9 protein-coding genes and 1 riboswitch are annotated in these 13,995 nt (G+C 44.9%); of the genes, 3 read left to right on the top strand and 6 right to left on the bottom strand.

Annotated features, from left to right (window positions below):
• Window positions 1-126: 126 nt before the first annotated feature.
• Window positions 127-2,979, bottom strand: coding sequence for an ATP-binding protein (locus V6W81_RS24745; protein ID WP_338540682.1), 2,853 nt, complete (start codon window positions 2,977-2,979; stop codon window positions 127-129).
• Between the two features lie 434 nt (window positions 2,980-3,413).
• Here V6W81_RS24745 and V6W81_RS24750 point away from each other — a divergent pair, with 434 nt between their 5' ends.
• Complete coding sequence (locus V6W81_RS24750) at window positions 3,414-4,109, top strand: response regulator transcription factor (protein WP_307220011.1); 696 nt, start codon at window positions 3,414-3,416, stop codon at window positions 4,107-4,109.
• A 54-nt stretch (window positions 4,110-4,163) separates the two neighbouring features.
• On the opposite strand, the gene V6W81_RS24755 is transcribed toward V6W81_RS24750, so the two are convergent.
• Window positions 4,164-4,592, bottom strand: coding sequence for a hypothetical protein (locus V6W81_RS24755; protein ID WP_338540684.1), 429 nt, complete (start codon window positions 4,590-4,592; stop codon window positions 4,164-4,166).
• A gap of 233 nt (window positions 4,593-4,825) precedes the next feature.
• On the opposite strand from V6W81_RS24755, the gene V6W81_RS24760 reads away from it, so the two are divergent.
• Both V6W81_RS24760 and V6W81_RS24765 read left to right on the top strand, forming a co-directional pair.
• Entirely contained in the window at window positions 4,826-5,968 is a 1,143-nt protein-coding gene (locus V6W81_RS24760) for a virulence factor (protein ID WP_338540685.1), read from the top strand.
• Between the two features lie 145 nt (window positions 5,969-6,113).
• Window positions 6,114-6,333, top strand: a riboswitch (Lysine riboswitch).
• A 122-nt stretch (window positions 6,334-6,455) separates the two neighbouring features.
• On the top strand, window positions 6,456-7,922 hold the full coding sequence (locus V6W81_RS24765; RefSeq protein ID WP_145051713.1) for an amino acid permease: 1,467 nt from the start codon (window positions 6,456-6,458) through the stop codon (window positions 7,920-7,922).
• 188 nt (window positions 7,923-8,110) lie between these two features.
• Here V6W81_RS24765 and V6W81_RS24770 read toward each other — a convergent pair whose 3' ends face one another.
• The 4 genes from V6W81_RS24770 to V6W81_RS24785 form a co-directional block, all read right to left on the bottom strand.
• Window positions 8,111-9,238: a transglutaminase domain-containing protein gene (locus V6W81_RS24770; protein ID WP_145051716.1), complete on the bottom strand. Its 1,128-nt coding sequence runs from the start codon at window positions 9,236-9,238 to the stop codon at window positions 8,111-8,113.
• Window positions 9,239-9,437: 199 nt separating this feature from the next.
• Window positions 9,438-11,813, bottom strand: a complete 2,376-nt coding sequence (locus V6W81_RS24775; RefSeq protein ID WP_338540687.1) for an S-layer homology domain-containing protein — start codon at window positions 11,811-11,813, stop codon at window positions 9,438-9,440.
• Window positions 11,814-12,170: 357 nt separating this feature from the next.
• Window positions 12,171-13,094 (bottom strand): alpha/beta hydrolase, encoded by a 924-nt coding sequence (locus V6W81_RS24780; protein ID WP_338540688.1) that lies wholly within the window; start codon window positions 13,092-13,094, stop codon window positions 12,171-12,173.
• Between the two features lie 153 nt (window positions 13,095-13,247).
• On the bottom strand, window positions 13,248-13,880 hold the full coding sequence (locus V6W81_RS24785; protein ID WP_338540689.1) for a bifunctional 4-hydroxy-2-oxoglutarate aldolase/2-dehydro-3-deoxy-phosphogluconate aldolase: 633 nt from the start codon (window positions 13,878-13,880) through the stop codon (window positions 13,248-13,250).
• Between the last annotated feature and the right edge of the window lie 115 nt (window positions 13,881-13,995).

The raw sequence follows: 13,995 nt of genomic DNA on the forward strand, positions 1-13,995 counted from the left end.
AATACCAAAAAAGCCTTTACCTTCGCAGTACGCCGAGGCCCACTGAAAGATAAAGACTTTATTATGAACAACAAAATTAAATAATGGCTTTTTATTATGGTGTCACTGAATTCCTAATATAACTTATTACAAGAGTTCATTCTGTTTAGGCAACCTGATCTTAAACGTACTTCCCTTGCCTGGTGCAGAGATGAAGCCAATTGTCCCTTCATGATCCTCTACAATCTTACGCGAGATGTATAGTCCAATGCCGGTTCCACCAATCTGGCGATGATCGGAATTATCTACACGATAAAACTTCGTAAAGAGTAGGTCCTTCACGTTCTCTGCGATACCAATTCCGTAATCACGTACATCAATACACAACCATTCCTCTTCTTCCCACAGTGTGATATCGATGCGATCGGTGCCTGGAGAATATTTGACTGCATTGCCTATTAGATTGTGCAATACCTGTACCATTCGATTCTGATCCGCATATGCAAAGAAATCACCATTAAACGCATGAACCTCAATACGCTGTACCGATTTCATGTTCCATTGCTCGGCGACACCCTCCACTAATTCCAGCAGTGGCACATACGTTTTGTGATACGTTAAGCCTTCATTATCCAGACGCTGGATATCCAGAACATCATCTAGTAAGCTGCTGAGCCTTGCTCCCTCCGCCGAAATCGTCTCCATAAACTCTTGACGCTGGGATGCCGGCAGATCATACATCATCATTAACTCCACATACCCCATAATGGTCGCTACCGGTGTACGCAACTCATGGGATACAACACTAATTAGTTCATTCTTCATTCGATTCAGATGTTCTTCCTGTGTCCGATCCCGGAACACCAGCAGAAATCCATGGTTTTTGCCCGGCACATCCACCTGCTTGATATATAGAGAAAACACACTTTTTCTCACATCATTAAACCAGAACTCGGTCTCCACAAACGAACGTTCTCCGTTCAGAAAAGCATGGGTTTGCTCTGTCAGATTAAAATCATCGGTTAAGACGATCTGGTCAATTGCTTGAGCAAAATCTTCAATCGATTTGCCTAGGAAGTTTCCTAAGCCAAACATCTCTTCTATCCGTCTGTTCACGATGGTAATCGTGCCTGAACGGTCAGACATGACCAGCCCTTCACGGACAGATTCGATAAAATGTTCACTAATGTCCCGCTGCTCCTGAATTGCATTCTTCTCATGGTATAACTCAGCATTTAACTGCTCTAGAGCAAGTGCATGCCGCACCCGTTCTTCTTCGGCTCTCGTTCGTTCAGTAATATCCTTAATAAAGAGGTTGTATAACGACTCATTGTTGCCTAGACGAATCTCCACAATCTTGTACTCAATCGGAAATAACGCACCGTTCCGACGAATACCTGAAATTTCATCCACAATGGTATATCGCTTTCCCTGCTTATACTCGTATTGCTCAAGCATTTTTTTGATCTCAACACAGCTCGCACCTTGGAATAGAGACGGGGCATCCGTTTGCAGAATAACCTCTTCCCGCGTTAAACCGAACATTCTCTCCGCTTCAGGGTTGAATTCTATAATAAGTCCATTGGAGTCCACTGCAATAATGGCATCAATGGAAGAATCAATAATGGCGCGTTTAATCTCTTCACTATTCTTCAGCTCTTTGGTTCTTTCCCTGACTCGATCCTCGAGCGTTAGTTTGTCTTGGCGGATCTGTTCGAATTGTTCAATAAGCACATCAGCCATCTTGCGTAAATTACCAATCAGGATCTGCACTTCTGTAACGTGACTTGTCGGCCACTCCATCTTGCCATTATTACGGAATAACAGCCTTGGTAGAGAACCTGTCACACGAGTAAGCCGTTGCATAGGACTTACCACCTTGCGACTTAGCGGGGCAGCCACCAGCATGGAAGTGACGATAATGATATACAGGCTTTGAAGTGTGGTCAGGTAGACCGATTCAATGCGATTATAATAATTTTCAGAGCTTGTTTCGATGATGACCCGATAAGGGAGACCTGGTATTGGATCTGCTTCATAGATGAACGAAATCTTTTTCCAGAAATTGAGTATATTCCGCTGATGCGATTCACCAGAATGGACGAGAAGATCATTGTCTCCCGTCTGGATCAGTCGATACTGCTCCAAATCCAGTATATCCCCAGTCTTCAGATCACCTAACCCCGAAGCTACCACCTTTCCGTCGCCTGCACGAAGCAGAATAACATTCACACCCAATAGATGATGGTACCGCTCCATATTTTGAGTCATATTATCCGCCGTTACATATCCACTGTTCAGATCCTGAATAACTGCCGTAGCGGCATGCTCCATATTCGCACGGATGGCATCATTAATCTGATCGAGTTGCCTACGGCTATCGGCCGATAACAAAGCTAGAGACACGATTACTACAAAAGCCACAACATATTTGAACGCTATACGTGATAGTGGAATCGTACCGGTTCTCTTCGCCTTATCCTCACCTGTTGTAATCCAAAAATCCACCACGATGCCCGCAATTAATGCATTCACCATGCTAATGACAGCAATATGCATATACGCATACTTCACATCTTCTAGACTCATACCCTGAATGAAGTAGCCATACGTTGTAATTGGTAACGACATCACTACCCAAAATACAGCGTTAGCTTTAATGATACTGCCATTCTTCCAACGAATCTGCCACGCTAACATCCATATGAGTTCAACATAACGCAGCATGGCGATAACCATCGTTTCAGGTTCTAATTCTGTTAACAAAAGTTTGAGGATAAGAATGATCGTCATGGCTACAAATCCATAGATTGCACCATGTAATCGCAAGGCAACTAACACCGCTGCGCTTACCAATACCAGATTTACGCCACAAAATAATGTCACTGGAAATAAACTGCTTACTGTACCCAGCAGGATTAGGATTGCTGTTCCAATCCAAGGAACACGTAGTTTCAATATGACCCAATCCAACATCTGTCTTGCTCTGATATTAGCCATCAGCACATTTCCTTTTGCTATTTCTCTTATGTATTTTAAATGGCAAACTTAGTTCCTCCCATTAATAAGGGTAAATAACGACACTTTTCCCCCTAAATCGTTCCTGATCTATTATACTGTAGTTAGGTCATGTTATCTCTTTGGCAATTATTGAATGGTCGCCAAGCGTATTACACTCATGATAGAATAGTGAAGTTTGGCTACAGCAACCGTTTCTATACATACATGAATTCATCTCACAGTATCTTAAGCTGCTTCAACAATTAGGCCTCGTTCCCGAAATTCATTGTTTAGTACGTTATGAAATAAGATAGATTCATTCACCCTATATTTTGGAATAAAATCATTAAAATTTTTGCAGTATTTCAAACAATATTTAAGTATGAACTTCGTAATTTCTTAACAAATTCAATTCACCCAGGAGTGTGACCTCAATGATCAAAGTACTTCTTATAGAGGATGAGAAAAATCTCGCGGACATGATCGCTTTCTTTCTTGAGGAGGAGGGGTACATAACTGAACGGGTTCATCATGCAAAGGATGCTCTACTGCTGTTCCCTCAGTTTCAACCAGACATTGTGGTGACTGATCTCATGTTGCCTGAAACGGATGGCAATGATCTTGTAGATGCGTTTCGCCAGCAATCAACAGTGCCTATTCTTATGATCTCTGCAAGCACAATGTTAAACGATCGACTTCGAGCATTACATAATGGTGCAGATGATTTCCTATGTAAACCCTTCAGTCTGAAAGAGCTCGATGCTCGAATTAAGGCTCTATTGCGCCGATCAGCCATTACCTATTCCGACAAACCGCTCCAAGAGGAAAAACCGGCCGATGTGGCCGGACATGTGAGCGTGAATGAATATAGACGTACCCTTTTTGTGGATGGACAAGAAATCGAGGTTACGCATATTGAGTTTGAAATTATGAAAGAATTATACGGTAATCCCGGTAAAGTATTTACACGTAATGAGCTTATGGATCGCATTAAAGGCTCAGAACGGGCGTATCTGGATCGTACCATTGATGTACACATCTCCAGCTTGCGCAAAAAGATTGAACCCGATCCCAAAAATCCCCGTTTCATCAAAACGGTTTGGGGAACTGGATATAAATATGTCATCTAGCTTTACTATCGTTGCTTGAATCATCACTTAAATACATAGCCATTACTTCCCCTGTCATGATCGAATGGACATGGTGGAAGGAATGGCGTTTTTATTGTCTTGCGGAGAAGATTGAAGCCAGCGCTGAATTTCGGATAACCACTGATCTAATTGTTCGGGGTGCCACAAGCTAAGCTTAACTTCCCCTGAACCCGAAATTTGCTGCAAATGTCGTTTGCGAATAAGTGAGTGGAAATCAGTAATGACAAGCAATGGAATCTGAGGCATAAACGCCCGAATTGCATTAGCTGCGGATATGGCACAGGAGGCATCCTTATAATCCACGATACAATAACGGGACTTCTCCCATCCGCTCTGCTCTTTCATTATTCCTTCGTGTTCTCGTTCGCATGTCTCTTCGACGATCCATTGTCGCAACGTTGGAATCATATCGTCATATGCAATGCTACGGCTTCCATCCGAAAGAATAGTAATGGGCTCCATAATGTTACCTCCAGTAATTTCATTACTTCTATTGTGAGCTTTTTCATTTAAAAATGTTTGTGCGTGAACATGAAAGAAGTGTTAACAATCTTCGCACTTCTTTACAATATACATTTGGTGCATTAGCGTTGATTTCGCAGTTTAGACACATTCATGTAAAATAGAGAAGTACCCGTGTGCTTTAGTTCACGGGAATCTAAGAGAAGATCTGGTAATATAGGAGGTTATGATCGATGAATATTGTTTCCATTGAACCAACACCCAGTCCTAATACGATGATGTTGCATCTGGATGAACGTCTGGAAGACGGAATCCGCAAAACATATACGCTGGACAATGAGCGCTCTGCCCCAGCCTTTATTCGCCAAATGCTTCACATCCCTGGTGTAAAAAGTGTGTTTCACACCACCGACTTTGTAGCTTTGGATCGTAAAGGGAATGCAGACTGGTCCGTTATCCTCGGTGAAGTTCAGAGCCGTCTAGGCCAACAGGGTCTAGATTTGGATTGGATTGACGGTGAAGACCATTCCGGCGAACACTTTGGTGAAGCACAAGTATTCGTACAATTCTTCCGAGGTGTGCCTATGCAGATCCGGGTAAAAGCAGGTGCAAAAGAGGAACGTGTCGGACTCTCAGATCGGTTTGTCAAAGCCGTTACTGAAGTCGCCAGTGCTACGCTGATCAAAGAACGGAAGCTGAAGGACTACGGTGTTCGTTACGGTGAACTTCCAGATATCGCTCGCGAAGTAGAACAGGAGCTTGAAGCTGCGTATCCTGCTGAACGATTGAATCAAGTGATCCAGCAAGCCATTGCGCACGGTACCAATGCCGAAGAATTTGTGGAACGTCGTCGTCAGCTCGAAGGTGCTGAGCTTGAAGAAGCTCTAAACAGCACAGATTGGAATGTACGCTACGCAGCGTTCGATGGTATGGAGCCGACACCGGAGCGATTGCCTCTGGTAGCTCATGCGCTTAAGGACGAGAAAATGCAAATACGGCGATTAGCTGTTGTATATTTAGGTGACATTCGTACACCAGAAGCCATGGAGCTGTTATATGAAGCACTACAAGACAGCTCCCCTGCTGTACGTCGTACCGCAGGAGATACCCTATCTGATATCGGAGATCCGGCTGCAACTGCAGCTATGACAGCGACGTTAACTGATAGCAGCAAGCTTGTACGCTGGCGTGCAGCCCGTTTCCTCTATGAAGTTGGGACGGAAGAAGCAGAAGAAGCTCTACGCCTAGCTGCTGAAGATCCCGAATTCGAAGTAAGCCTGCAAGCGAAGATGGCCTTGGAACGCATTGAATCAGGTGAACAAGCAGCAGGTACGGTATGGCAGCAAATGGCTGGTCGAAACAAAAAAACGGAATAGCCCAAAATGTCGTATCCAATATTTGTTATTGCACTAGGGAACATTGAGCGTTATACTGAGTCTCTGTTCAGGAAACCAAACAAAGCTTGTCATGTTTGGAATCCATAAAAATTTCATAGACATATAGATACACCTCATCCATTGATGATGAGGTAGAGGTCGCGGGTGCGATCAGTATGCTGAAGGAGGCGCTAAGGAGCCGCTTAAGATCTCAGCAGAAAGGTGCACCCGCCGAAGCTCATTGGACGCTTCCTTATTTTGTCCAGTGTCGCTGGGGCTGTTGCCGAAAGGTGCAGAACTGTCACGGTTGGAACATACAACGCTTCAAGCAAGTATGATTTCTACTGTGTTGAGCTATCTTAAACATCGGGGACAATGTGGTGCGGACTAGATAAAGAGACCGCAGGCGAATGCCTGTGGTCTTTGTTATTGTTACGTATCCCTTACCTATATGAACAACTCAGTAATTGAATGAAGGAGTGTTACCATGCAAGACCGCAACAATACTACATCAACTGGATCATCACTAAAAAAAGGGCTTCGCGCCCGGCACATGACCATGATCGCTCTTGGTGGATCGATCGGTACCGGACTGTTTCTTGCAAGTGGTACTGCCATCTCTACCGCTGGCCCAGGCGGCGCACTCATTGCTTATGCAGCCGTAGGAATCATGGTATATTTCCTTATGACAAGTCTCGGAGAGCTGGCTACATTCTTGCCTGACTCCGGTTCATTTAATACGTATGCCGCCCGCTACGTTGACCCTGCACTTGGGTTCGCGATGGGCTGGAATTTCTGGTACAACTGGGCTGTTACCATTGCCGCAGAACTTGCTGCAGCTACAGTGCTTATTAAATACTGGTTCCCTGATAGCAATTCTATGCTGTGGAGTTTGTTATTTCTCGTATTGATCTTCTCCTTAAATATTCTGTCGGTTAAGGGATACGGAGAATCGGAATACTGGTTCGCCATCATCAAGGTAGCTACCGTCATTATCTTCCTTACGGTGGGTGTACTTATGATCTTTGGTATTATGGGCGGAGAAGCTGTTGGGTTCAGCAACTTTACCATAGGCGATGCACCCTTCCATGGTGGATTCTTCACTGTACTTGGTGTATTTATGGCAGCAGGATTCTCCTTCCAAGGGACGGAGCTGATTGGTGTGGCTGCCGGGGAAAGTGAAAACCCTCGTGAAAATGTACCTCGTGCGATTCGGCAAGTATTCTGGCGCATCCTTATTTTTTACATTTTGGCGATTACAGTGATCAGTCTAATCATTCCATACACACACCCGAATCTGCTCAAAGGTGAGCTGAATAATATCGGTGTCAGTCCGTTTACCCTTGTGTTTGAGAAGGCCGGGCTAGCGATTGCCGCTTCTGTCATGAATGCCGTAATTTTGACTTCTGTACTGTCTGCAGGTAACTCAGGTATGTATGCCTCTAGCCGTGTACTCTACGCTCTCGCTCGGGATGGCAAAGCACCACGCTTCTTGGCACGATTGAACAAAAGAGGTATTCCTATGAACGCGCTGCTCATCACGACTGCAGTCGGAATGCTGGCTTTCCTTGCCTCCCTATTTGGAGATGGGATCGTGTACACATGGTTGCTTAATGCATCAGGTATGTGTGGTTTCATCACCTGGCTCGGTATTGCCATCAGTCATTATCGCTTCCGTAAGGCTTACGTTGCTCAAGGCAGAGATCTGAACGAACTACCTTACCGTGCACGCTGGTTCCCATTTGGCCCGATTTTTGCTTTTGTATTGTGCATTATCGTCATAATCGGCCAGAACTATCAGGCATTTACAGGCGATCAGATTGATTGGAGCGGCGCATTAGTTGCTTACTTAAGTGTACCGTTGTTCCTAATTTTGTGGCTCGGGTACAAATGGATTAAGAAAACCAAGGTGGTGCCTTTGCAAGAATGTGATTTCACCTCTACAACAGATTAAATTAAAGACAGCTTTCCTACCGTGCGGAGGGAAGGCTGTCTTTTGTTATATTGAGATTTGCGATCTGCAATTGTTTGAACCAACTGTTTCTCCTTCGGACATAAAAAAGAACGCTTCTGCATGAAGCGTCCTCGTTCGAATTAGTGAATCCGTTCTAATTCATATCGTTAGCAAATGATGGTCAGCGATTACAACGTCCATGTAATTTTCACACGCAAATCAGTGGTGTCTGCCATGTTCGAAACGTAATAGGATATCGACTTCATCCCTAGCTGATATAAATCCTGTAGATCCTGAACTAAACCTTGCTCTGTTCCTTTATATCTGAATGTTAGCGATGTCCCGCCGTCCTTCATTACCGTTTGTACTTTCTTCTTCAAGGCAGCATGTTCCCGAATCGCATCACTCTCGTTATACAAGGAATAATCCAGGGTATGGTACAGCTTCTGATAAGCAGCCGTTTTACTACCTCCCTCGGTAATTAGGCCATGCAGCACTTCACGGTATAACGTTGAAGCTGCGGGATACTTACCATTGTTCGTCCAGAAGTGGTCACGCGCCATTTCAGTATCACTCAGCAAGTAATAATTATAGCTAACCTTTCCTTTACGGTCAGGCGTAGGATCATCCCACGTTGTGTCCATGTGATACCATTTTCCATCCAGTTTAACCAGATTCCAAGCATGCAGCTGATCACCAGCTGTACCTTCAACGATCCGATTCTCAATGCCCACTTGCTCTAACATCCGGTAAGCCAGCAAAGAATATCCCTGACACACGGTGCTGCCCGTTACCAGTCCATCGTATGCTGTATATTTCTTTAGCGAGGTATCATAGGCGAGGTTAAGCACAATCCAGTCATGGATTACTTTGACCTTCTCATGATTGGACATGCCTGGAACGATAATCTCCTTCAGGACGCTTGTGACTTTTCGGTTCACATAGTCTGTCTGTGCCTTCGTTTCCCGATAGGACAATGTAATATGTACCTCTGCCGACACGTTGGAGCCTTTATAATTAAATGCGTAACTCTTCACCGTATATTGAATATAAGGGTCGCTCTTCATCGCTTCATCGATAGAGCTCTGCAACTGTTTTTTGAGGCCTTTCACATTACCCTTGTATGTAAAAACAAGTTCCTCTGTACGCTGAGACATCGCCGTTAACAACGTCTTGCGCAATTCTGCAGTCGTAGATATGTCCGTCGTTCCGGATGCAGCATATAATTGGTCCAGATCAACCGTCCGAGGTAAAGCCACAGCAATTAAGCAGCTAGCTAGCAAAATGGTGATGATTCGTTTCCCATTCTTGCCCATGAAAGGATACCACCTCTCTTCGCAAAGTTCTCATGCCTCATTGTATCACAAAAGCAACTGACATCAGGCTTCTAGTTTTGTCGAAAAGAATCAAAAGAGACCTTCCACAGAAGGTCCCTCTTATCTTCAGTAAAATAAACATCATTCCGTTATTTTTATCCTATGAACTTAACACGGATTTATGACATCATGCTCTCGTTTAATACAGGCGGTTACCACTCATAAACGTGTCTGTCTTGCCTTGCAGCTTCGCAAGTCGTTCTAATACCTGTGCAGCTTCTGCAACGGTTACCTTACGAGCCGGCATGAAGCGGCCTTCAATGGAAGGTAGCAGGCCTAGCTTCAGGCTGAGCGAAACTGCGCCTTTGTTCGTCACAGCTCCTGCATCTGCGATGTTAGGCAGATCAGAAGGTAGCGTGTAGAATCCAGCCAATTTCTCATACCGCAAGATCCGAACGAGTAATACAGCCAACTCTTCACGTGTCATTTCTTCTTGAGGGTTCAAGTTCTTCTCTGGATCAGATCCACCTAACCAACGTTGATCAAGCAATGTTCGAATCGCTGGATAGTAAGGACTATCGGACGTAATGTCAGCGAAAGGCTTGTCATCACTGTCTCCCCCGTAATACATATCCATACTCGGATTGATTGCTCTGGCCAAATAGTTGAACCAGTCCCCTTTTGTAATGACACGATCTGGAAGAATGCGCCCCTGCTCATCAGCAATGAATACACCATGCTCAATCATGCTTGTAAGAGCTGTCTCTGCAACATGCCCTGCAATATCCGTAGGCTGTGTCTTGGAGGATGAATTCAAGTCTCCATACATACTTCTCCACTCACCCGTGTTCGCATCCAGTACCTCATACAGACCATAGATCGAGTTTTCACTACGTGTTGGCACATATGCCAATTTGATTCCCATAGGGACTGCTTCCCCATTCGTCATACCATATCCACCATAACGGGAATAGGCCAGAATCAATTGAATCTCTTGAAGATAAGTTGCCTTGGCATCCTCATAACTGATGGCAGGCTTCGTATCTGTAGGTAACTGCTCTGGAGTTGCAGTTACTCTCGCATAATATTCCGTAATAGAACCATCCTTCGCCACTTGAACCTGTAGAGAATCGTCTTTTACTAAAATTTCATTCATATATCGTTTAAACAGGAACGTTCTTGCTCCATCCATTTCAATGACTGTGGACAGGCGGAACTGCTTCGCTGCATCTGGAGCAAGTGCAATAGCCGTATTGACCGCCAGCTTCTCCGCCTCTGCTTTGGTTACAGACTTACGGCTTGTCTCCTCCGTAGCTTCCACTTCTGTCGTTCCTGGCATGATGCGCTGATACACGTTAAAACTGTAGATCTGCCCTGTCACTGCATCAACCTGTGCCGAGATATCTCTCATGAACATGTATGAAGCACTCGCATTGCGATTACTCCAGCTCAAACTCCAGACCTGACTGTTAGGGCTTGCATAATAACCTTTGATCAGCTGGCTATGATCTAATTGATATCCTTTTGGAATGTCGAAATTCTTCTTAATTAAGCTCTCGGCTTGAGATGCATTCAATTTCTGTCCTGTATTTGGAACAAAAGCAGCCACACTTCCCTTTAAGGGTTTGTCTTGTTGCTCTGAATCGGACGTTATTTCTTCACCAGTCATCGGGTTAATTGGATTCAGCGTGTTAGCATCCAGCCCATTGCCTGAACTTTTGGGTAAATAACCAAGATAATACTTCTGCCCTTTGCGGGATGAGAAGCCATCTGGGGAAATATAAGCAAGCTCAACATCGAATTGCTCGTCGAATTTCTTCTTGGCCTGCTCGGCAGATAATTCCGGCTTCGATGAAGGGTAGTCGCTCTCAATGGTGCTTCGTGAGTAACCTGTGATTCTTCCCTGGTCATCAACGTTCACATAAGCTGTTTCAGCCTCTGATAACAGACCTTCATGCTTCAATTGGTACCGATACTGATATTCGGTTCTGCCGAATAACGATTGTTGTACAGCGTATGGATAGGATTCAGAAATAGCTAAAAATGCGCCTTTCTCTAAATCTGGTATCGCTTCATATAAAAATGCTTCAGCCAACTTCTCTGCTTCGGCCTCTGTAACCTGGCTGTCTGCTTCAGTACGCTGTTTGTCCAGCAGCTCCGAAGGCAGATGCACACTGAGTACCTCACCTGTGCCAGCATGTACGGTGGCGCTGAACCCCATGGAACTATTGCCTTCACGAATTCCAAAACCAATCTCCCACGCTTTATAATCTGGCGGCGGAAAAGAGTTCGGTGAATCGAAATTGGCAGATGTAATGGTTGCCTTTTGGAGCAACGGAAATAGTTTCAATATGTTATCACTGGCTTGCTTAGAGGAGATCTTAGCTCCTTCCGGCACATCACTGTTTACGACACTTAATACATCTTCCCCCGTTGAAGCTTCGGTTACCTGTTCCGCTGTTGCTGCTGACACGCTGCCTGCAAACCCTGGAGCTTGTGATGCCAGAAGCAAGGTTGCCATTGCAGCTGTTGCTGCTTTAGCGGTCATCATTTTGAATCGAACGTGAAAACTCAAATCTGTACCTCTCCCTTCAATCTCATACATGGACACACATCAAATAACCCCGCATGAATATTGCTAGTCTATTCTATGATACCATAAGCTTCCTTTTTAATCGTCCTTTTCCCAACAATTTTACAAATGTGAATTTTGGCAAATTATCCGAAAACGTTAGAAAAACACCTATCGACGTACTTTCAAAGAAGATATACTGCGCTTAGCTGAGATTTATTTTGCGATAATCGAATGGTTCAGGTCCGCTAAAAACTTATGAATTCTTTTAACTACAAAAAAACGCCAACATCGTTGGCGTTTCACTTTCATACTTTTATTAGTTCGTATGCAAAAACCTCTATATCATTGTCTGGGATATTAATCATCACTCGCTGCCGCTTGGGTCTGCTCTTGTACTTGAACATGCTTCTGCAGGAAAGGAATAACTGTCTCCCAGAATGCTGGATCTTCCTCTGAGCAGCTATGTCCACCACTGTTCACCCATAGATGCTCTACCGGGGGATCGGCTTTGGTCATAAAATACTCCAGCTCGCTAGGAGGGATAAAATTATCTCCTTTCGAATGAACCATAAGCAGTGGTAACTGCATCCCTTTACGTCGTTCATTCAACAACATTACAGGCTCGCGCTGTCGATAGGACTTCAGCGACTCTCCGAGTCGCCAGAACCAGATTCGCGGTATAAGCTGAGCCAGCGGAAATAATGGGAGGCGCCGCCGTCTTAGTTCCGAACTTACGATAACTTCAAATTGGGATGGCATTGAGTCCGTAATCACTGCAGAAACAGGAAGATTCTCCGTTACAGCCAGAATGGTACCTAATCCTCCAAGTGAATGTCCCAACACCCCGATGGCTTGCGGATCAATCTCAGGTCTCGTGGACATATATTTTAACGCCGAGAGTAGATCATCACGGAATAAATAGGCTGAAGCCGCTCGAACGGCATCACTCTCTCCATGACTGCGAACGTCATACATAAATAGAGCGTATCCCGCTTCCCAGATTGGGCGTGCATAGCGGAGTACCCGGGAGCGATTAGAGCCCCAACCATGCGCAATGATGACTAACGGCCACGGCTTCGGTACATGTGCAGCAGCAGGAATGAACCAGCCATGCACTCTCCCTCCACCACTATCAAAGGTTACATCTTCAAAGGGCATAGGTGGCGTCAACGTGATCGGAATTTTCTTGGGTGTCTGGCTGTTCACCGCGGCTTTCCACAGCCCTCCTGCAGTTAAGGCAGCAAAAGCAATCATTCCCCCAACCATCGTTCTCGTCTTCACAGGCATCTCTCCTCTCCGGCTCTTGGCATACCTTCATCATAAGATAGGATTATTATCTACAGATTAAGGGTCATCGGTAAAATGGATCATTTTTATCCACTCACATATTCTTTTGTCAAACTTATACTTACCCAATTTACGAATGGCTTGTCACTATTCTTTAATTTTAGCCGCGTCTACAAATGCACGTGTACATGCCGCAATCTGCTCATGATTACCACTTGCTAATGCCTCTTTAGGAAGAAGCGCGCTTCCCAAGCCTACCGCAGCTGCACCAGCAGCGTAATACTCCGCTATATTGTCTAAGTTCGCGCCACCAGTCGCAAGCAGTGGAATATGATTCAATGGCGCCTTGATCTCTCGCAAATACGGAATACCTAGACTTGCCATTGGGAACAGCTTCACGACCTTGGCACCTGCTTCATAGGCAGCAACAATCTCCGTGGGTGTCATTGCCCCAGGCCAGATCTCTACACCCTGTTCTACAGCATATTCAATAACGGATAGATCGACATTGGGCGAGACCAAAAATTGTGCACCTGCAGCAACCGCCTCTCGTGCCATCTGTACATTTAATACGGTTCCCGCTCCTACATAGGCTTGTCCTTCATGTCGTTCTCGCCAATCAGCAATAATATCATGTGCACCCGTCGTATTGAGCGTAACCTCCATCAGACGTATTCCACCCTCAGTCATTCCTTGCCCTGCAGTAACAGCAGCCTCTCGGCTAATTCCACGTACAATCGCGACCAGCCTTGATTCTAATAATGTTTCCGTCAAATTCATATTCCTATTCCCCTCACTTCATCAATTCGTCTCAATATCAACTCTAATGCCGATGAACCCATTAGGCACTCTTTATAATCAATGTAGACTTCTTACACAACCTCTTAGGAACTAT

Source organism: Paenibacillus tundrae, assembly GCF_036884255.1.
In the GTDB taxonomy this organism is placed as follows: Bacteria; Bacillota; Bacilli; order Paenibacillales; family Paenibacillaceae; genus Paenibacillus.

What these genes read in the sequence shown, in the direction of transcription:
- V6W81_RS24745 (WP_338540682.1), bottom strand. Translation starts at nt 2,979, where the DNA reads ATGGCTAATATCAGAGCAAGACAGATGTTGGATTGGGTCATATTGAAA.
- V6W81_RS24750 (WP_307220011.1), top strand. Translation starts at nt 3,414, where the DNA reads ATGATCAAAGTACTTCTTATAGAGGATGAGAAAAATCTCGCGGACATG.
- V6W81_RS24755 (WP_338540684.1), bottom strand. Translation starts at nt 4,592, where the DNA reads ATGGAGCCCATTACTATTCTTTCGGATGGAAGCCGTAGCATTGCATAT.
- V6W81_RS24760 (WP_338540685.1), top strand. Translation starts at nt 4,826, where the DNA reads ATGAATATTGTTTCCATTGAACCAACACCCAGTCCTAATACGATGATG.
- V6W81_RS24765 (WP_145051713.1), top strand. Translation starts at nt 6,456, where the DNA reads ATGCAAGACCGCAACAATACTACATCAACTGGATCATCACTAAAAAAA.
- V6W81_RS24770 (WP_145051716.1), bottom strand. Translation starts at nt 9,238, where the DNA reads ATGGGCAAGAATGGGAAACGAATCATCACCATTTTGCTAGCTAGCTGC.
- V6W81_RS24785 (WP_338540689.1), bottom strand. Translation starts at nt 13,880, where the DNA reads ATGAATTTGACGGAAACATTATTAGAATCAAGGCTGGTCGCGATTGTA.